The 18,372-nt window shown below is 74.3% G+C and carries 17 protein-coding genes; 8 read left to right on the top strand and 9 right to left on the bottom strand.

The window, feature by feature from the left end:
- Positions 1 to 527: cysteine dioxygenase (locus IF73_RS0135055; RefSeq protein ID WP_031015099.1), on the top strand; the 527-nt coding region annotated here is incomplete at its 5' end.
- On the top strand, positions 524 to 937 hold the full coding sequence (locus tag IF73_RS0135060; RefSeq protein WP_199806778.1) for a rhodanese-like domain-containing protein: 414 nt from the start codon (positions 524 to 526) through the stop codon (positions 935 to 937). The genes IF73_RS0135055 and IF73_RS0135060, both read left to right, overlap by 4 nt.
- Positions 938 to 1,054: 117 nt before the next feature.
- Here IF73_RS0135060 and recX read toward each other — a convergent pair whose 3' ends face one another.
- The 4 genes from recX to IF73_RS0135080 form a co-directional block, all read right to left on the bottom strand.
- On the bottom strand, positions 1,055 to 1,621 hold the full coding sequence (gene recX / locus IF73_RS0135065; protein WP_031015100.1) for a recombination regulator RecX: 567 nt from the start codon (positions 1,619 to 1,621) through the stop codon (positions 1,055 to 1,057).
- Between the two features lie 4 nt (positions 1,622 to 1,625).
- Complete coding sequence (recA, locus tag IF73_RS0135070) at positions 1,626 to 2,759, bottom strand: recombinase RecA (RefSeq protein ID WP_031015101.1); 1,134 nt, start codon at positions 2,757 to 2,759, stop codon at positions 1,626 to 1,628.
- A gap of 209 nt (positions 2,760 to 2,968) precedes the next feature.
- Positions 2,969 to 3,565, bottom strand: a complete 597-nt coding sequence (locus tag IF73_RS0135075) for a hypothetical protein (RefSeq protein ID WP_051717639.1) — start codon at positions 3,563 to 3,565, stop codon at positions 2,969 to 2,971.
- A 227-nt stretch (positions 3,566 to 3,792) separates the two neighbouring features.
- Entirely contained in the window at positions 3,793 to 4,566 is a 774-nt protein-coding gene (locus tag IF73_RS0135080) for an SGNH/GDSL hydrolase family protein (RefSeq protein WP_031015110.1), read from the bottom strand.
- A gap of 94 nt (positions 4,567 to 4,660) precedes the next feature.
- Here IF73_RS0135080 and IF73_RS0135085 point away from each other — a divergent pair, with 94 nt between their 5' ends.
- The 4 genes from IF73_RS0135085 (at position 4,661) to IF73_RS0135100 (ending at position 8,898) form a co-directional block, all read left to right on the top strand.
- The gene (locus IF73_RS0135085; protein ID WP_031015111.1) at positions 4,661 to 5,881 is read left to right on the top strand and encodes a sensor histidine kinase; all 1,221 of its coding nucleotides are present in this window, start codon (positions 4,661 to 4,663) and stop codon (positions 5,879 to 5,881) included.
- Positions 5,878 to 6,555 (top strand): response regulator, encoded by a 678-nt coding sequence (locus IF73_RS0135090; protein ID WP_031015112.1) that lies wholly within the window; start codon positions 5,878 to 5,880, stop codon positions 6,553 to 6,555. Before IF73_RS0135085 ends, IF73_RS0135090 begins: the two co-directional genes overlap by 4 nt.
- Positions 6,556 to 6,728: 173 nt before the next feature.
- On the top strand, positions 6,729 to 8,015 hold the full coding sequence (locus IF73_RS0135095; protein WP_031015113.1) for a cytochrome ubiquinol oxidase subunit I: 1,287 nt from the start codon (positions 6,729 to 6,731) through the stop codon (positions 8,013 to 8,015).
- Between the two features lie 103 nt (positions 8,016 to 8,118).
- Positions 8,119 to 8,898, top strand: coding sequence for a cytochrome d ubiquinol oxidase subunit II (locus IF73_RS0135100; protein WP_031015114.1), 780 nt, complete (start codon positions 8,119 to 8,121; stop codon positions 8,896 to 8,898).
- Between the two features lie 23 nt (positions 8,899 to 8,921).
- Here the strand turns inward: IF73_RS0135100 and IF73_RS0135105 are convergent, their stop codons facing one another.
- Both IF73_RS0135105 and IF73_RS0135110 read right to left on the bottom strand, forming a co-directional pair.
- A complete protein-coding gene (locus tag IF73_RS0135105; protein ID WP_031015115.1) occupies positions 8,922 to 10,058 on the bottom strand; it encodes an AI-2E family transporter in 1,137 nt (378 codons plus the stop codon).
- A 243-nt stretch (positions 10,059 to 10,301) separates the two neighbouring features.
- Positions 10,302 to 10,496 (bottom strand): DUF3046 domain-containing protein, encoded by a 195-nt coding sequence (locus IF73_RS0135110; RefSeq protein WP_031015116.1) that lies wholly within the window; start codon positions 10,494 to 10,496, stop codon positions 10,302 to 10,304.
- A 79-nt stretch (positions 10,497 to 10,575) separates the two neighbouring features.
- Here IF73_RS0135110 and IF73_RS0135115 point away from each other — a divergent pair, with 79 nt between their 5' ends.
- Positions 10,576 to 11,526 carry a hypothetical protein gene (locus IF73_RS0135115; RefSeq protein ID WP_031015118.1) on the top strand — a complete coding sequence of 317 codons (951 nt, stop codon included), beginning with the start codon at positions 10,576 to 10,578 and terminating at the stop codon, positions 11,524 to 11,526.
- A 46-nt stretch (positions 11,527 to 11,572) separates the two neighbouring features.
- Here the strand turns inward: IF73_RS0135115 and IF73_RS0135120 are convergent, their stop codons facing one another.
- Genes IF73_RS0135120 through IF73_RS0135130 form a run of 3 tightly spaced genes read right to left on the bottom strand, consistent with a single transcriptional unit; the run spans position 11,573 to position 13,552 of the window.
- Positions 11,573 to 11,890 (bottom strand): AzlD domain-containing protein, encoded by a 318-nt coding sequence (locus IF73_RS0135120; protein WP_031015120.1) that lies wholly within the window; start codon positions 11,888 to 11,890, stop codon positions 11,573 to 11,575.
- Between the two features lie 5 nt (positions 11,891 to 11,895).
- Entirely contained in the window at positions 11,896 to 12,681 is a 786-nt protein-coding gene (locus IF73_RS0135125) for an AzlC family ABC transporter permease (protein WP_420706605.1), read from the bottom strand.
- Positions 12,682 to 12,691: 10 nt separating this feature from the next.
- Complete coding sequence (locus IF73_RS0135130; protein ID WP_037881520.1) at positions 12,692 to 13,552, bottom strand: AraC family transcriptional regulator; 861 nt, start codon at positions 13,550 to 13,552, stop codon at positions 12,692 to 12,694.
- Between the two features lie 134 nt (positions 13,553 to 13,686).
- Between IF73_RS0135130 and IF73_RS0135135 the strand changes: the two genes are divergently transcribed.
- Positions 13,687 to 18,333, top strand: a complete 4,647-nt coding sequence (locus tag IF73_RS0135135) for a DEAD/DEAH box helicase (protein WP_031015126.1) — start codon at positions 13,687 to 13,689, stop codon at positions 18,331 to 18,333.
- The last annotated feature ends 39 nt before the right edge of the window (positions 18,334 to 18,372 follow it).

Raw genomic sequence — 18,372 nt, forward strand, 5'->3', positions numbered from 1 at the left:
CCCCTTCCCCCGCCCTCGCCCCTCCGGTCGCCGCCCCTCCGACGGCCGCCGAACTGCTGGACTTCGCCCGGCGCACCGCCGCCGACCGGGCCCTCGTCGACTCCCTGCCGCTCGACCCCGAAGGGCGTACCTGGGTACGTCTCGACGGCCCCGGCGGCAGCGAGGCGTGGCTCATCGGCTGGCCGCCCGGCACCGGCACCGGCTGGCACGACCACGCCGAGTCCTTCGGCGCCTTCGCCACCGCCCGCGGCAGCCTCACCGAGCACTCCCTCGCCGTACGCCTCCCGGCGGGCGGCTGGAAGACCCTGGAGCTGGCGGAGGGCCTCGACCGCTCCCGCCGGCTCGACGCGGGCGACGGCCGCGCCTTCGGCCGCGACCACCTCCACGAGGTGCTGAACCTCTCCCCCGACACCCACGCCGTCTCGGTGCACGCCTACTACCCGCCGCTCCCGCTGATCCGGCGCTTCAGCCGGACGGGCGCGGTGCTCCGCCTGGAGCAGGTCGAGCGTCCGGAGGACTGGCAGTGAGCGGGGAACGCGTCGGCATCGACGAGCTGCTGGAGCGGGTGCGGTCCGGCCTCGACCGGATCGACGCCCGCACCGCGTACGAGGAGTACGAGGCGGGTGCGGCGCTCCTGGTCGACACCCGCTACGCGGCCCTGCGCGACCGGGACGGCCTGGTCCCCGGCGCGCTGGTCGTGGAGCGGAACGAACTGGAGTGGCGGCTCGATCCGCTGGGCAGTCACCGGTCCCCCCGGGCGACCGGCCACGACCTGCGGGTGGTGGTCTTCTGCAACGAGGGCTACGCGTCCTCGCTGGCGGCGGAGTCGCTCCGCCGCCTGGGACTGCACCGGGCGACGGACCTGATCGGCGGCTTCCAGGCATGGAAGGCGGCGGGCCTCCCGGTCCTCCTCCCGGCCACCAGAGCCACCGGCTGACACCCGGCCGGCACGGCTCCGATCCCGACCCCGGCTCCAGGCCCGACGCCGGCCACGATTCCGGTGGTGGTTCCGGTTGTGGTCCGGTTCCGACACCTGGGGAGGTCCAGGGGAGGTCTAGTAGCCCTCCTCCAGGCCGTCGGTGGACTCGCCCTCCTCCTCCAGCGCCTGGCGTACCACCCGCAGGGCCATGCCCTCCGGGTATCCCTTGCGGGCCAGCATGCCCGCGAGCCGTCTGAGCCGGCGGTCGCGGTCGAGCCCGCGGGTGGCGCGGAGCTTGCGCGCCACCAGCTCCCGGGCCGTGGCCTCCTCCTGTTCGGAGTCCAGCTGCCCGACGGCCTCCTGCACGAGGCCGGGGTCGATCCCCTTGGTGCGCAGCTCGCGGGCGAGGGCCCGGCGGGCGAGGCCCCGGCCGTGGTGCCGGGACTCCACCCAGGCGTCCGCGAAGGCGGCGTCGTCGATGAGGCCGACGTCCTCGAAGCGGGCGAGGACCTCCTCGGCGATGTCGTCGGGGATCTCCCGCTTGCGCAGCGCATCGGCCAGCTGCTTGCGCGTGCGGGGGTTTCCGGTGAGCAGGCGCAGGCAGATCGCCCGCGCCCGCTCCGCCGGATCCTGGGGTGACAGCTCCTTCTCGGCCCTCGACGAGTCGGGGCTGTCACCCGGCCATTCGGTGCGACCGGTCACCGGTTCAGCTCTTGGCCGCGGTGGCCTTGGTCGCCTTGACGGCCTTGGCCGCCGTGGCCGGGGCGGCCTTGGCGTCGTCCGCGCCGGCCGCGTCGGCCGCACCCGCCGCGGCGGTGTCCGCTTCGGCCTTCGCGGCGTCGGGACGGACGCCGACGCCCAGCTTCTCCTTGATCTTCTTCTCGATCTCGTTGGCGAGGTCGGGGTTGTCCTTCAGGAAGTTGCGGGCGTTCTCCTTGCCCTGGCCGAGCTGGTCGCCCTCGTACGTGTACCAGGCGCCGGCCTTGCGGACGAAGCCGTGCTCCACGCCCATGTCGATCAGGCCGCCCTCGCGGCTGATGCCCTGGCCGTAGAGGATGTCGAACTCGGCCTGCTTGAACGGGGGCGCGACCTTGTTCTTGACGACCTTGACGCGGGTGCGGTTGCCGACCGCCTCCGTGCCGTCCTTGAGGGTCTCGATGCGGCGGATGTCGAGGCGCACCGAGGCGTAGAACTTCAGCGCGCGACCACCGGTCGTGGTCTCCGGCGAGCCGAACATCACACCGATCTTCTCGCGGAGCTGGTTGATGAAGATCGCGGTGGTCTTGGACTGGTTGAGGGCGCTGGTGATCTTCCGGAGGGCCTGGCTCATCAGCCGGGCCTGGAGACCCACGTGGGAGTCGCCCATCTCGCCCTCGATCTCCGCGCGCGGGACGAGCGCCGCGACGGAGTCGATGACGATGAGGTCGAGGGCGCCGGAGCGCACCAGCATGTCGACGATCTCGAGGGCCTGCTCGCCGTTGTCCGGCTGGGACAGGATGAGGTTGTCGATGTCGACGCCGAGCTTCTTGGCGTACTCGGGGTCGAGGGCGTGCTCGGCGTCGACGAAGGCGACCTGTCCGCCGGCCTTCTGCGCGTTGGCCACGGCGTGCAGGGTCAGGGTCGTCTTACCGGAGGACTCCGGGCCGTAGATCTCCACGACACGGCCACGCGGCAGACCGCCGACGCCGAGGGCGACGTCGAGAGCGGTCGAGCCGGTGGAGATCACCTCGATCGGCTCCTGGGTGCGGTCGCCCATGCGCATCACGGCGCCCTTGCCGAATTGGCGTTCAATCTGTGCGAGCGCGGCGTCGAGCGCCTTCTCGCGGTCGGTTCCTGCCATGGGTTCCACCCGGTTTGCTTGAGTCGATCGCTTCATGTGAAAGACGCTAACCCCTGCCACTGACAATGGGTCCTCGCGTCTCTCCGACCTGTGGACAACTCGCCGAGATGCCCGCGATTCCAAGGGCCGGAACCTTCATAAGAATAGATGTTCGATTTTCGTGTCAAGCGCGCCACGCGCCCCCTGTGGACAACGTCGCCGGACAGGACCTAGTCGCCGTCCTCGTCCCACCCGGGGTCGAGTCCCAGCCCCGGCTCCCACCCCGCCTCCGCCTCCCGGTCGGCGCGGGAGAGCGTCTCGCCGATCATGCGGGTGGCGAAGTCGACGTCGCCGGCGATCCGGTTGATGTGCTCGGCCAGCAGCAGCGCGGTGGCCTCCAGAGCGGTCATCTCCTCCTTGGTCCAGTCCCCGTACTGGCGGCGCCAGAGACTGGGGCTCAGACCGGTGCCGGCCGCGATCACCAGGCCGGCCATGGTGGGGATCGCCTCGGGCCTGACGCTCCGGGGCATCATGCGCAGCGTCGTCACGAGGCTGGGGACCACGTACTCGATGACGTCCCGCTCGTGCTCCTCGTGGACCCTGCGCAGCCACTTCATGAACATGAAGACGAGCGTGCAGGCGCCGTCCAGCAGGTCGTGGACGCCGCGCAGATCCAGGGACGCGGTGAACTGGTCGAGCAGCCGCTGCTGTTCGGGGTCGGTCCCGGTCCTGCCGTCGTGGACGGCCTTGAGCCGGGAGTCGATCACCATCAGCGCTCCGTCCACGTCTCCGGCGGGGGCGTAGCGGGGGTCGCAGGACGATGACACAGGCTTCCTCCTCGTAGGACCGCGTTCGGCACGGTCATTCCGTACGGTAGGAGGCTCGTCGAACGGGTTCCCGCGGTTCGCCGGAAACGACCTACAGACGACTGAACCGGACCCGGTGCATTGACCGACGGAACACCTCCGGGTGCGCTCCGGCGCGTTCGCGACGAAGCGCGCGCCGGCGGCCGGACCGCCGGCCGCCCGGCCCCACCGGCCGGATCCCGGCCCGCCTACCCCACCGGCCGGAGGTCCGGGCGCTTGGCGACCCGGCCGTCGCCGGAGGACCGGCCGCGCAGGCGGCGCGCGATCCAGGGGCCGAGGAAGGATCCGGCCCAGACGAGTTCGCCGGCGGCGGCGCGCAGTCCCGTGGGGGCCGGCCGGGGCGGCAGCGGCCGGGTCCAGCCGTCGTCGCTTTCGGGGAGGGCGAGCGCGTCGGCGACCGCGGCCGCGATCCGCGCATGTCCGAGCGGCGAGGCGTGCAGCCGGTCCGCGCTCCAGAGCCGCGGGTCGGTGACCACGTCGTGGCGGGCGGTCTCGGCGACGGTCACGCCGTGCCGCCGGGCGGCCTCCCGGATCCGGTCGTTGAGGGCGTGGACGCGGGGCGCGAGCGGGCGGGCCAGCGGGGTGATCCGGCCGACGTCGGGAAAGGTGAGGGTGGCCACCCGGGCGCCCTGGGCGGTCAGGGCCGCGAAGACGGCGTCCAGGTGGCCGGCCGTCTCGTCGGCGTCGAAGCCCGGCCGGAGGAGGTCGTTCACCCCGGCGACGACGGTGGCGAGGTCGGGCCGAAGCGCGAGGGCCGCGGGGAGCTGCTCCTCGCGCACCGCGCCGGCCAGGCGGCCGCGCACGGCGAGGTTGGCGTACCGGAGGCCCGGTTCGGTGCGGGCGAGCTGCTCGGCGAGCCGGTCGGCCCAGCCGCGCAGCCCGGTGCGGTCGTCGCCGTCGCCGATCCCCTCGGTCTGACTGTCGCCGAGTGCCACGTACCGCCGGTATCCGTGCGCGTCCATCGATCGGCCGCCTTCCCGTACCCCACCTATTCAACTTTTTTAGTATAGAGGGATACGGGCAGCCCGTGGCGTTCGTCCGCCTATCCTTCGAGCCATGCGCCTCCCGCCCCGGACCGCCGACGCCCTGATCGCCGGCCTCGTCCTCCTCCTGGTGACGGTCTGGACGCTGATCTCCGGGTGGCACGTACACGAGTCCGCCCCGCGCGCCGCGCTCGGCTGGGCTCTCGTGGTGGTCGGCTGTTGCGCGCTCGCGCTCCGGCGGACCTGGCCGGTCGCCGTCGCCGTCGTCACCCTCCTCGCGTGCGTCGCCTACTACCCGCTGTCCGAGCAGGACGGGCCGCTCATGATCGCCTTCGCCCTCGCGCTGTACACCACGGCCGCCGAGGGCCGGTTCGCCGCCGCCGTCGCGCTCGCCGCGGCCACCCTGCTCGCCGTCGGCGTCGGCGAGGCCCGCCAGGAGCCGGGCCACCGGCAGATCGACGAGGCCGCGCTCGCCATGCTCGCCGGCTGGCTGATCAGCCTGGTCGCCGTGGGCCGCGCCCAGCGCACCCGGATCGCCTACCTCCACGAGGTGGAGCAGCGGGCCCTCGCGGCCGAGCGCGAGCAGGAGGCCCGCGCCCGGCAGAGCGCCACCGAGGAGCGGCTGCGGATCGCCCGCGAACTCCACGACGTCCTCGGCCACACCGTCTCCCTCATCAACGTGCAGTCCGGCGCCGCCCTGCACCGGCTCGCCAAGCGCCCCGACGCCGAGACCGCGCTCGCCACCGCCACCGAGGCCCTGACCGCGGTGCGCACCACCAGCAAGGACGCCCTGCGGGAGCTCCGCGCCACCCTCGGCGTGCTGCGCGGCGCCGACGAGGCCGCGCCGACCGCGCCGCCCGCCTCCGGTCTGGCGCTCCTCGGCGACCTGACGGCCCGGGCCCGTTCGGCCGGCCTCGACGTCCGCACCCGGGTCACCGGCACGCCCGTCCCGCTGCCGCCGCCCGTGGACCTCGCCGCGTACCGCATCGTGCAGGAGTCGCTCACCAACGTGACCCGCCACTCGGCCGCCTCGACCGTCACCGTCACCCTCGACTGGGAGGCGGCGACCGGCACGGTACGGATCCGGATCGCGGACGACGGCGGCGGCACCCCGCGGCCCCGCCCCGACGACCGGGACCGCGCCGGGACGGCCGGCGGCAGCGGCGTACGGGGCATGACCGAACGGGCCCGCGCCCTCGGCGGCACCCTCACCGCCGGGCCGGCCGACGGCGGATTCCTCGTCGACGCCCGCCTCCCCACGAGCCTCACCCCGTACGAAGGGAAGCAGCGATGATCCGCGTCGTGCTCGCCGACGACCAGACCCTCGTCCGGGCCGGTTTCCGGTCGATCCTCTCCGACGAGGAGGACATCGAGGTCGTCGGAGAGGCAGGGGACGGCGAGCAGGCCGTCGCACTCGCCGACGAACTCCGCCCGGACGTCGTCCTCATGGACATCCGCATGCCGGTCCTCGACGGCCTGGAGGCCACCCGCCGCATCACCGCCGACCCCCGGCTCGACGGCGTGAAGGTCGTCATCCTCACCACCTTCGACGAGGACGAGCACGTGTACGGGGCGCTGCGCGGCGGCGCCTCCGGCTTCCTCGTCAAGGACACCGAGCCGATGGAACTGCTGCACGCGGTGCGGGTCGTGGCGCGGGGCGACGCCCTCATCGCCCCGGCGGTGACCCGCAGGCTCATCGCCGAGTTCGCCGTCCGCGCCGACCCGGCCGGCCGCCGCCCCGACCCGGCGCCGCGCCTGGAGGTCCTCACCGACCGCGAGCGGGAGGTCCTGGGCCTGGTCGGAGCCGGGCTGTCCAACGACGAGATCGCCGGCCGGCTCGTCCTCTCCCCCGCGACCGCCAAGACCCACGTCAGCCGCATCATGACCAAGCTGGAGGTCAGGGACCGGGCCCAGCTCGTCGTCCTGGCCTACGAATCAGGGATGATCACCCCCGGCTGGCTGGCCTGACGGCCCCGGCCGGGCCGCCGCCTCAGGGCCTCCCCTAGGGGTCCGGGGCGGTTCCGATCAACTTTCGTGGTACGCCGGGACGGCCGCGCACCACCGAAGGCGTACAGAGCCGGCCGTCGATTGTCACCCCAGGTCAGATGTGGCGGCGGGGCCTCTCCGAACATGCTGGCGGAGTGCATCAGGACGTACTCGATCTCGCGCGGCTCCAGTTCGGCCTCACCGCCGCAGGCCACTTCCTCTTCGTCGCCCTCACGCTGGGCCTCGGGACGATCGTGGCCGTCCTCCAGACCCGCGCCACCCTCACCCGGCGCCCGGAGGACGCCCGCCAGGTCCGCTTCTGGGGCCAGCTGTACGTGATCAACTACGCGGTCGGGATCGTCACCGGCCTCGTCATGGAGTTCCAGTTCGGCATGGCCTGGAGCGGCCTCACCCACGAGGCGGGCAACATACTCGGCGCGTCCCTGGCCGTGGAGACGCTCGTCGCGTTCTTCGTCGAGTCCACCTTCCTCGGCCTGTGGATCTTCGGCTGGCACCGGCTCGGCCGCTGGGCCCACCTGGCGACGATCTGGGTCGTGGTCCTCACCGCCTACCTCTCCGCGTACTGGATCCTCGTCTCCAACGGCTTCCTCAACCATCCGGTGGGGTACGGCTCCGAGGGCGGCGAGCTCGTCCTGACCGACCCGGCCGCGGTCCTCACCAACCCGGCCGCGCTCCTCCCGCTCGCCCACATCCTGGCGGGGGCGCTGCTCACCGCGGGCTTCTTCATGGCCGGGGTGAGCGCCCACCACCTCTTCCGGCGGACGGCGGAGGCGGACTTCTTCCGTCGGAGCCTGCGGACCGGCGTCTTCGTCGCGGCGCCGGCACTGATGGCGGCGGCGGTCAGCGGCGGACTCCAGTTCGCGTCCCTCGCCTCCTTCCAGCCGATGAAGGCGGCCGTCCTCCAGGGGCAGGCGGCCGAGATAGCCCGGGTGCAGGCCGAGTTGACGACCCGCTTCGGCCCCGGCGACTACATACCCTCCGAGGGGCTGACCCGGGGCGGCGGTCTGGTGATGCTCATCAGCTTCGGGCTGATGCTGTACCTCTGCTTCGCCGGGGTGATCCTCGCCGCGTTCCGGAAGGCCGTCCTGAGGTTCCGGCTGTGGCACCTGGTCCTCATGGCCTCCATGCCGCTGCCGTACCTCGCCATGACCGGCGGCTGGGTCTTCCGTGAGGCGGGCCGTCAGCCCTGGGTGGTGTACGGCCTGCTGAGGACCGAGGACGCCGTCTCGGAGCTCTCCCCCGGCACGATGCGGCTCTCCCTGGCGGTGTTCGCCACGCTCTTCCTGCTGCTCGCCGTCCTGAACTTCTGGCTGCTGGCCCGGCACGCCCGCCGCGGCCCGGTCGAGACGGGCCTCGGCCACGACGAGCGCGTCCAGGAGGACTCCCCGCCCGTCCCCACCGCACCCCTGCCCCGCTACTGACCCCGCCTCCCGGCACCGGCACCAACACCGGCACCGACACCGACACCGACACCGCAAGCGGACCCGACACCACACGCCGATCCGACCCGGCCCGAGGAGAACCGTGGAAACCCTGGCCGTCGCCCTGCTCGCCCTCTGCACCACCGGCTGGTTCGTGCTCGCCGGCACGGACCTCGGCAGCGGCATGCTGCTGCCCTGGCTCGGCCGCGGCGACTCCGAACGCAGGCTCGTCCTCGCCTCCTTCGCCCCCTTCTTCCTGGGGAACGAGGTGTGGCTGGTCGCCACCGCCGGTGTCCTCGTCGGCTGCTTCCCCGCGCTGGAGGGCGAGCTGCTGAGCGGCCAGGCGCCCGTCCTCGTGGCGCTCCTGGCCGGATGGATCGTGCGCGACGCCGGCCTGTGGTCGCGGGGCCGGGGGCCTGGGGCCCGCTGGCGGGCGGCCTGCGACGCCGGCGTGACGGCCGGCAGCTGGGCGGTCGCCCTGTCCTGGGGCCTGCTGCTCGCGGCCCTTCTCACCGGCAGACCGTACGAGCCCGCCACCGGGCCCGTCGCCGTCGTGGCCGCGGCGGCGGTCGCCGCCCTGTTCGCGGCGCACGGTCTCGCCTTCGCCTCACTGCGGCTCACCGGCGCCCCGTACCAGCGGGCCCGGCGGCTGGTCGGCCGGGCCGGGCGGCCCTGGCACCCGCTCGCGCTCACCGCCGTCCTGCTGGGCGGGCTGCCGCTGTGGGCGGGCTCGGCCCTGCCGCTGGCCGAGCGGGCGGCGGCGCCCGGGACGCTGGCCCTGCTGGTCCCGGCGCTGGCCGTCGTCACCCCGCTGCTCGCGGCCGTCCAGGGGTGGATCTGGTACACCTTCCGGGGCCGTGTCACCGGCCCCTCGTACCTGTGACCCGCCCCGGGCGAGCGGGGGCGTCAGGCGTCCTCGGAGCTCCCCGGGTTTTCCTTCTTGGAGTGGAGGGCCTTCTGGAGCCGTGCCACGACGGCCTCGCCGTACCTGCGGTGGCCGTGCACCCGCGGGTCGTCCGTGACGTCGTACCGCTTCACGTACGCACCGAGGAACGCCTGCAGGGTGGCCACGGCCGGGATGGCGATCAGCGCGCCGACGGCACCGAGCAGGGCCGTGCCCGCGATCACCGAGCCGAAGGCGACCGCCGGGTGGATGTCGACCGTCTTGGAGGTGAGCTTCGGCTGGAGGACGTAGTTCTCGAACTGCTGGTAGATCACGACGAAGCCGAGCACCCACAGCGCGTACCAGGGGTTCACCGTGAAGGCGATCAGCATCGGCAGCGCGCCGGCCAGGTAGGTGCCGATGGTGGGGATGAACTGGGAGACCAGGCCGACCCAGACCGCGAGGGCGGGGGCGTAGGGCACGTCGAGGATCTCGAAGAGCACGAAGTGCGCGACACCGGAGATCAGGGCCATCAGGCCGCGCGAGTAGAGGTAGCCGCCGGTCTTGTCGACCGCGATCTCCCAGGCGCGCAGCACCTCGGCCTGGCGGGCGGGCGGCAGGACGGAGCAGAGCGCGCGGCGCAGGCGGGGCCCGTCGGCGGCGAAGTAGAAGGCGAAGAGGAAGATCGTCAGCAGCCGGAAGAGCCCGCCGAGGACGGTCGCGGAGACGTCGAGGACACCGGTGGCGCTGTTCTGCACGTACTTCTGCAGCCAGTCCGACTTGAGCACGCTGTCCTGGACCTCGACCCGGGAGAGGTCGGTGTGGAAGGTCTGGTTGATCCAGTTGATCAGTGAGTCGAGGTACTTGGGGACGTTCTCGACCATGTCGACGATCTGGCCGGCGAGCATCGAGCCGAGCAGCACGACGAAGCCGATGCCGACGACCAGGACGCCGAAGAAGACGAGGAAGGTGGCGAGCCCCCGGCGCATCCCGCGCGCCGCCATGCGGCCGACGGCCGGTTCGATGGCGAGCGCCAGGAAGAAGGCGAGGAGGATGTTGACGAGCAGGCCGACGAGCTGGTGGAAGGCCCAGTCGCCGAGGAGGAAACAGGCGTAGAGGGCGAGCGCGAGGACCATCGCGCGCGGGAGCCAGGGGGGCATGCGCGCCCCGGACGCCGCGGTGGTGGCGCCGGCCTCGGCGGGCGGCCGGGGCGGCTGCCCGCCGGATTCGGCGACGGCGCCCGGCGACGGGCTCGCGTCGGGCGCCTCGGTCCGGGCGACGGCGGGCGTCGCCGGTGTCTTCTGGGTGGTCTTCTCGGTTTCGTCAGTCGGGGCCACCCCGCCAGTCTCGCGCACCCGGCGGACGTTCCGGCCGGGTCCCGGCGGATCGCCGCCGGCCGCGGCTCAGCGCTTCTCGGCGGGTACGTCCATGGCGGCGCAGACCACCCGCCACACGTCCTTCGCCTCCCAGCCGGCGTTCAGCGCCTCGTGGACGGTCCGGCCGCCCAGCTCGGACAGCACGTGGTCGCGGGCGAAGGAGTCCGCGTACCCGGAGCCGAAGTGGTCGGCCATCCGCTCCCAGAAAATCGTCAACCGCATGACCCCAGTATCCCGCTCCCAAGAGTGCAGCCAGCCCGCTGGGGCTTGCCACCGCGCGGTTCCGCCCTACGGTCGGAACATGGCCGAAAAACCCCTCTCCTCCCCGACCTCCCCGCCGGCGGCCCCCGGATCGCCGCTGGCCCGCGCCGAGCGGTTCGTCTGGCTGACGGCCCGGGTGCTGGAACAGCGCCGTTTCGCCTACCACTTCCTGCGCGGCGGCGCGGATCCGGTGGAGGCGGCCCTGACCGCGTACCTCGACGAGGACGGCGGTTACGGCCACGGACTCGAACCGGACCTGCGGGGCCCGGTGAGCCAGCCGCTGCACACCGCCCACGCGCTGCGGGTCCTCGACTCGATCGGGCGCTGCGGCGGGCTGCGGGTGGAGCGGATCTGCCGCTATCTGACGGCGGTCTCCACACACGAGGGCGCGCTGCCGGCGATCCATCCCGCGCAGCGCGGCTATCCGTCGGCGCCGTTCGTGCCGATCGTGGACGACCCGCCCGGGGAACTGCTCTCGACGGGCCCGGTGGTGGGCACCCTCCACCGCAACCAGGTCTGGCACGCCTGGCTGTTCCGGGCCACCGAGTTCTGCTGGGCGGCGGTGGAGTCGCTGGAGAAGTCCCACCCGTACGAGGTGCAGGCGGCGGTGGCGTTCCTCGACTCGGCGCCGGACCGGCCGCGGGCCGAGGCGGCCGCCGACCGGCTCGGGCGGCTGGTGCGCGAGCAGCGGCTCGCCGTGCTGGACCCGGACCGCCCGGAGGATTTCCCGGTGGCCGACGGGTACGCGCCGGGCGAGCACCACTACCCGCACGACTACGCGCGCGTGCCGGACTCGCTCGCCCGGGGCTGGTTCACCGACGAGGAGCTGTCCCGCTCGCTGGACTTCCTCGCGGCGGAGCAGGCCGAGGACGGGGGCTGGCCGATCCGGTGGCGGGCCTGGGCGCCGGGCTCGGCCCTGGAGTGGCGGCCGATCGTCACGATCGAGGCCCTGCGCACCCTGCGCGCGTACGGGCGCCCGCTGGACGACTGACCGGGTTCACGCGTGCCTGGTCCGGTCGGTCGTCCGTGGGTGCGGTTCAGCCGCCCAGGGCCCGTACTCCCGCGGTCACGGCGACGGCGGCACCCACCACGACCAGGAAGGGCGCGCGCAGGACGAGCGCGAGCGCGGCGGCGCCGACGCCGGCGGCCCGGGCGTCCAGGGCGAGAGCGGTGCCCGTGCCGAAGGTCTGCTGGGCGGTGAGCGCCGCGAGCAGGGCGACGGGGAGGAGCGCGGCGAGCCGCTGGACGAGCGGCCGCTCCAGGGTCTGGGCCGGCACGAGCAGGCCGGCCAGCTTGACCAGGTAGCAGCCGGCGACGGTGAGGCCGATGGCGACCCAGACCTGGGTGCTGTTCATGGCGTTCATCGAGCGGCCTCCTCGTCCGGTCCCGGCTCCTGCTGTGCCCGACGGCCCTGGAACCAGAGGACGGCCGGGGCGGCGAGCGCCGCGACGAGGACGGGGACACCGGCCGGCAGCACGGGCAGCAGGCCCAGGCCGAGGACGACGGCGATCGCGGCGGTGGCACGCTCGGTCGCCGACCTCAGCATCGGGGCGAGCAGGGCGAGGAAGACGGCCGGCCCGGCGGCGTCCAGCCCCCAGGCGGCGGTGTCGCCGATGGCCTCGGCGCCGAGCGCCCCGAGCAGGGTGGTGAGGTTCCACAGGGCGTACAGGGTGAGCCCGGTGACGGTGAAGCCGATCCGGGCGGACCTGCGGTCCGGCTGGGCGAGCGCGACGGCGGTGGTCTCGTCGATGACCCACTGCGCGGCGAACGGCTTCACGAAGCCGGGCAGGGAGAGGAGCTGGGAGAGGCGCAGCCCGTAGAAGGCGTTGCGGGTGCCGAGGAAGAAGGCGCCCGCGGCGGCCGTGAACGGGTTCCCGCCGCCGGCGAGGGCGCCGACGAGGGCGAACTGCGAGGCGCCCGTGAAGACGAGCAGGCTGAGGACGCAGGTCTGGAGGAGGGTGAGCCCGGCGCCGGCCGAGGTCACGCCGAAGGCGAAGCCGGAGAGTCCGACGGCGACGCCGACGCCGAGCGCGTCCCTGACCACGGCCGCCTCGGGCTTCCGGGCGCCGGCGGCGGGCCCCGCCGTGCCGGCGGGCGGGTCGTCACGTATGTCCCGCGGGGCGGGACGAGCTGTCTGTTCTGCCACCCGCCCGACGTTACGGAGCGGCCGGCGGCGCGTCTTGTACGTTCTTGCGCCCCAGGCCACGGGCCCGCTGGTAGGCCCCGGGCGGGACGCCGACGCTTCGGGTGAAGTGCCGGTTCAGATGAGGCTGGTCGGTGAAGCCGACGGCGACGGCGGCCTCGGCGGGTGCCGTCCCGGCGTCCAGCAGCCGCCGGGCCCGGCGCACCCGCGCGTCGGTGAGCCAGGTGTGCGGCGGCATGCCGTACTCGGCGCGAAAGGCCCGCAGCAGGGCGAACGGGCTGGTCCCGAGCTCGGCGGCGAGCCGCTCCAGGGTGGGCGGCTCGGCCATCCGATCCTCCAGGACGGCACGCGCCCGCGCCGCGTCCCGGGCCCCCGCGCTCCGCGGCGCCAGCGGTCGCAGCCGGCCGCCGTGACTGCGCAGCATCCGCGCCGTGACCAGGCGCAGCAGACTGTCGGCGGCGAGCGCGTTGCCCTCCTCCGCGGCCCGGTGCACGCCGATGACGAGCTGGGCGGCGTAAGGGTCGTCGACGACGGGCTGGGTGAAGCCGACCGGGCCGCGGACGGCGATGACGTCGGCGGCGATGGACCGGATGAGCTCCGCGTCCGGGTAGATGGTGCGGTAGGTCCATCCCTCGGGGATGCCCGCGTGACCGGTGTGCGGGGTGTCCGGGTTGACCAGGGCGATCTGCCCCGGCCCGGCGTGGACGAGGTCGTTCTTGTAGTGGAACGCCTCGACGCCCTCGGTGATCGCCGCATAGACGAAGGACTCGTGGGTGTGCCGGGAGAAGGTCTTCTCGATGTAGTGGGCGTGCAGCAGGTCCACGCCCGGCAGCTCGGCGTACTGCCAGTACCGTGCCCGCTCGCCCCTCGCCATGCCCCCATTCTGCGTCCGCCCCGGCCCGTGCGACGAGCGGGGGCGCCACCCGCCGGGGTGATGCCGTTCGCCGGCCGGGCCGGGTTTTCCACAGGTCACGGCGGTTGTCGGTGGCGGGGTGCACGATGGGAGGCATGGTCACGTCCGCGCTCGAAGACTTCTCCCCGGCCACCCGAGGGTGGTTCACCGGGGCGTTCACCGCGCCCACGGCCGCCCAGGAGGGCGCCTGGCGGGCCATCGGCGCGGGCTCCGACGTGCTCGTCGTGGCGCCGACCGGCTCGGGCAAGACGCTGGCCGCCTTCCTCGCCTCCCTGGACCGGCTGGCGTCCTCGCCCGTGCCCGCCGAGCCGAAGAAGCGCTGCCGGGTGCTCTACGTCTCCCCGCTCAAGGCGCTCGCGGTCGACGTCGAGCGGAACCTGCGGTCGCCCCTGACCGGCATCCGCCAGGAGTCCGTCCGGCTCGGGCTGCCCGAGCCGGACGTGCGGGTCGGCATCCGCTCCGGCGACACCCCGGCCGCCGAGCGCCGCGCGCTCGCCACCAGGCCGCCGGACATCCTGATCACCACCCCCGAATCCCTCTTCCTGATGCTGACCTCGGCCACCCGGGAGGCGCTGGCCGGGGTGGAGACGGTCATCCTGGACGAGGTCCACGCGGTCGCCGGCACCAAGCGCGGCGCGCACCTCGCGCTCACCCTGGAGCGGCTCGACGAGCTGCTGCCCCGCCCCGCCCGCCGGATCGGCCTGTCGGCCACGGTCCGCCCGGTCGACGAGGTCGCCCGCTTCCTCTCCCCCGGCCGCCAGGTGGAGATCGTCCAGCCGCCGTCGGGCAAGGAGTTCGACCTCTCCGTCGTCGTGCCCGTGGAGGACATGGGCGAGCTGGGCGGCTCCCCCGCGTCGGAGGGCAAGGACGGCGGGGACAAGCCGTCGATCTGGCCGCACGTCGAGGAGCGGATCGCCGACCTCGTCCAGGCCCACCGCTCCACCATCGTCTTCGCCAACTCGCGGCGCCTCGCCGAGCGGCTCTGCAACCGGCTGAACGAGATCGCCTACGAGCGGGCGACCGGCGAACCCGCCCCGGAAGGCGCCCCGCCCGCCGAGATCATGGCCCAGTCCGGCGCGGCGCAGGGCGCACCGCCGCTGCTCGCCCGCGCCCACCACGGATCGGTCTCCAAGGAGCAGCGCGCCCAGGTCGAGGAGGACCTCAAGGCGGGCCGGCTGCCCGCCGTGGTCGCCACCTCCAGCCTGGAGCTCGGCATCGACATGGGCGCCGTCGACCTCGTGGTCCAGGTCGAGTCGCCGCCCTCCGTGGCCTCCGGGCTCCAGCGCGTCGGCCGCGCCGGGCACCAGGTCGGCGCGGTCTCCACGGGCGTGGTCTTCCCGAAGTACCGCGGCGACCTGGTGCAGGCCGCCGTGGTCACCGAGCGGATGCGGTCCGGATCCATCGAGTCGCTGCGGATCCCGGCCAACCCGCTGGACGTGCTGGCACAGCAGCTGGTCGCGATGGTCGCCCTGGACACCTGGCAGGTGGACGACCTGCTGACGGTGGTGCGCCGGGCCGCCCCGTTCGCGTCCCTCCCGGAATCGGCCTTCACGGGCGTGCTGGACATGCTCGCGGGCCGCTACCCGTCGGACGCCTTCGCCGAGCTGCGCCCGCGCGTGGTGTGGGACCGGGTCACCGGCACGGTCACCGGCCGGCCCGGCGCGCAGCGGCTCGCGGTCACCTCCGGCGGCACGATCCCGGACCGGGGCCTGTTCGGGGTGTTCCTGGCCGGGGCCGACCCGAAGAAGGGCGGCGGCCGGGTCGGCGAGCTCGACGAGGAGATGGTGTACGAGTCGCGGGTCGGCGACGTCTTCACGCTCGGCACCACGTCCTGGCGGATCGAGGACATCACCCGCGACCGGGTCCTGGTCTCCCCGGCGCCGGGCGTGCCGGGCCGGCTGCCGTTCTGGAAGGGCGACCAGCTGGGCCGCCCGCTGGAACTGGGCCGCGCGGTGGGCGCGTTCCTGCGCGAGCTGGGCGCGCTCGGCGAGGAGGACGCCCGGCTGCGCCTGATCGCGGCGGGCCTGGACGCCTGGGCGGCGGACAACGTCCTGGCGTATCTGAGGGAGCAGCGGGAGGCGTGCGGCCATGTGCCGGACGACCGCACGATCCTGGTGGAGCGGTTCCGGGACGAGCTGGGCGACTGGCGGGTCGTCGTCCACTCCCCGTTCGGGGCGCAGGTGCACGCGCCGTGGGCGCTGGCGCTCGGCGCCCGGCTCGCCGAGCGGTACGGCATGGACGCGCAGGTGATGCACGCCGACGACGGCATCGTGCTGCGGCTGCCGGACGCCGATCTGATGGGCCTCGACATGGGGCTCGACCTGCTGGACCACGAGCCGGTCGACCCGAGCCGCCACCAGGACACCGCGTACGACGCCGACCAGGCGCCGGTCGGCGCCGCGGACACGCTCTTCGACAAGGGCGAGGTCGCCCAGATCGTCACCGACCAGGTGGGCGGCTCCGCGCTGTTCGCCTCCCGGTTCCGCGAGTGCGCCGCCCGGGCCCTGCTGCTGCCGAAGCGGAACCCGGGGAAGCGGACCCCGCTCTGGCAGCAGCGGCAGCGCGCCGCGCAACTGCTCCAGGTGGCGAGCGAGTTCGGCTCCTTCCCGATCGTCCTGGAGGCCGTCCGCGAGTGCCTCCAGGACGTCTTCGACGTGCCCGGCCTGACCGAGCTGATGGGTGACATCGAGGCCCGCCGGGTCCGCCTCGTCGAGGTCACCACCCCCGAGCCCTCCCCCTTCGCCCGCTCGCTGCTCTTCGGCTACGTGGCGCAGTTCCTGTACGAGGGCGACTCCCCGCTCGCCGAGCGCCGGGCGGCCGCGCTGTCGCTGGACTCCCGGCTGCTGGCCGAGCTGCTCGGCCAGGCGGAGCTGCGGGAGCTGCTGGACCCGGAGGTGCTGACGGAGCTGGAGCGGGAGCTCCAGTGGCTCACCGAGGACCGGCGGATCAAGGACCGCGAGGGCGTCGCCGACCTGCTGCGGGTCCTCGGCCCGCTGACCGACGCCGAGCTGGCCGCGCGCGGCGCCGACGAGGGCTGGGTGCGGGAGCTGGCCAGGTCCCGCCGCGCCATCGCGGTGCGGATCGCGGGCACCGAGCACTGGGCGGCGATCGAGGACGCCGGCCGGCTGCGGGACGCCCTCGGCACGGCGCTCCCGGTCGGCGTGCCGGAGGCGTTCACCGAGCCGGTCAAGGACCCGCTCGGCGACCTCCTCGCCCGGTACGCCCGCACCCACGGCCCCTTCACCTCCTCACAGGCGGCGACCCGCTTCGGGCTGGGCGCCGCGGTCACCGACGGCGCGCTGCAGCGGCTCGCCGCGGCCGGCCGGGTCGTCCAGGGCGAGTTCCACCCCTCGGGCATCGGCCAGGAGTGGTGTGACGCGGCCGTCCTGCGCCGGCTGCGCCGCCGCTCCCTGGCGGCCCTGCGGCACGAGCTGGAGCCGGTGCCGCCGGCGGCGCTGGCCACCTTCCTGCCCCAGTGGCAGCACCTCGGGGGCAGCAGTCTGCGCGGGATCGACGGTCTGGCCCGGGCGGTGGAGCAGCTGCAGGGCGCGCCGGTGCCGGCCTCGGCCCTGGAGAAGCTGGTCCTGCCGTCCCGGGTCCGGGACTACTCCCCGGCGATGCTGGACGAGCTGACCACCACCGGCGAGGTCGTCTGGGCCGGGGCCGGTTCGCTGCCCGGCAAGGACGGCTGGGTGTCGCTCTACCTCGCGGACGCGGCCCCGCTGCTGTTGCCCCCGCCGCACCCGCTGGAGCTCACCGCGCTCCACGAGTCGGTGCTGACGGCCCTGTCCGGGGGGTACGGGCTGTTCTTCCGGCAGATCGCCGACCAGGTCCGGATCACCACCCACCCGGACGCCACGGACCCGCAGCTCGCCGACGCCCTGTGGGACCTGGCCTGGTCGGGCCGGCTCACCAACGACACCGTGGCGCCGCTGCGTGCCCTCCTCGGCTCGGGCCGCACCGCGGGCTCGACCGCCCACCGGGCCCGCCGCACGGTGCCGCGCGGGCGGTTCGGGGCGCTGGGCGCCACCCGGCCGGCCTCGCGTTCGGGCCCGCCGACGGTCTCGGGCCGCTGGGCGCTGCTGCCCCCCGCCGAGCCGGAGCCGACCCACCGGGCCCACGCGCTGGCCCGCACCCTCCTGGACCGGCACGGGGTGGTGACCCGTGGCGCCGTGGCCGCCGAGGGCGTCGAGGGCGGTTTCTCAGCCGTCTACCGGATCCTGTCGGCCTTCGAGGACAGCGGCCAGGCCCGACGGGGCTATGTGGTGGAGGGGCTGGGCGCGGCGCAGTTCGCGATGGACGGGGCCGTGGACCGGCTGAGGGCGGCGGCGACCGCCCGGGACCGGGGCGCCGAGGCGGGCGCGGGCCCGCGCGCGGTGGTGCTGGCCGCCGCCGATCCGGCGAACGCGTACGGGGCGGCGCTGTCGTGGCCGGAGCCGCCGACGGGCGCCGGGCACAAGCCGGGCCGCAAGGCGGGCGCCCTGGTGGTCCTGGTCGACGGCGAGCTGACGCTGTACGTGGAGCGCGGCGGCAAGTCGGTGCTGTCCTGGCCGACGGAGCCGGACGACCCGGCCCTGACGGCCGCGGCGGGAGCCCTGGCCGAGGCCGCCCGGGCGGGCGCGCTGGGCACGGTCACGGTGGAGCGGATCAACGGCGCGACGGCCCTGACCTCCCCCTTGGCCCGATCCCTGGAGACCGCCGGCTTCGTCGCCACCCCCCGCGGCCTCCGCCTCAGACCCTGACCTCGACCGCCGACCCCCGACGACCGCCGACCCCCGACC

The organism is Streptomyces sp. NRRL F-5727 (assembly GCF_000719555.1).
Taxonomy (GTDB): Bacteria; Actinomycetota; Actinomycetes; order Streptomycetales; family Streptomycetaceae; genus Streptomyces.

What these genes read in the sequence shown, in the direction of transcription:
- IF73_RS0135080 (WP_031015110.1), bottom strand. Translation starts at nt 4,566, where the DNA reads ATGGACGCGCACGGATACCGGCGGTACGTGGCACTCGGCGACAGTCAG.
- IF73_RS0135135 (WP_031015126.1), top strand. Translation starts at nt 13,687, where the DNA reads ATGGTCACGTCCGCGCTCGAAGACTTCTCCCCGGCCACCCGAGGGTGG.
- IF73_RS0135130 (WP_037881520.1), bottom strand. Translation starts at nt 13,552, where the DNA reads ATGGCGAGGGGCGAGCGGGCACGGTACTGGCAGTACGCCGAGCTGCCG.
- IF73_RS0135085 (WP_031015111.1), top strand. Translation starts at nt 4,661, where the DNA reads ATGCGCCTCCCGCCCCGGACCGCCGACGCCCTGATCGCCGGCCTCGTC.
- recA (WP_031015101.1), bottom strand. Translation starts at nt 2,759, where the DNA reads ATGGCAGGAACCGACCGCGAGAAGGCGCTCGACGCCGCGCTCGCACAG.
- IF73_RS0135105 (WP_031015115.1), bottom strand. Translation starts at nt 10,058, where the DNA reads ATGCCCCCCTGGCTCCCGCGCGCGATGGTCCTCGCGCTCGCCCTCTAC.
- IF73_RS0135120 (WP_031015120.1), bottom strand. Translation starts at nt 11,890, where the DNA reads ATGAACAGCACCCAGGTCTGGGTCGCCATCGGCCTCACCGTCGCCGGC.
- IF73_RS0135110 (WP_031015116.1), bottom strand. Translation starts at nt 10,496, where the DNA reads ATGCGGTTGACGATTTTCTGGGAGCGGATGGCCGACCACTTCGGCTCC.
- IF73_RS0135115 (WP_031015118.1), top strand. Translation starts at nt 10,576, where the DNA reads ATGGCCGAAAAACCCCTCTCCTCCCCGACCTCCCCGCCGGCGGCCCCC.
- IF73_RS0135090 (WP_031015112.1), top strand. Translation starts at nt 5,878, where the DNA reads ATGATCCGCGTCGTGCTCGCCGACGACCAGACCCTCGTCCGGGCCGGT.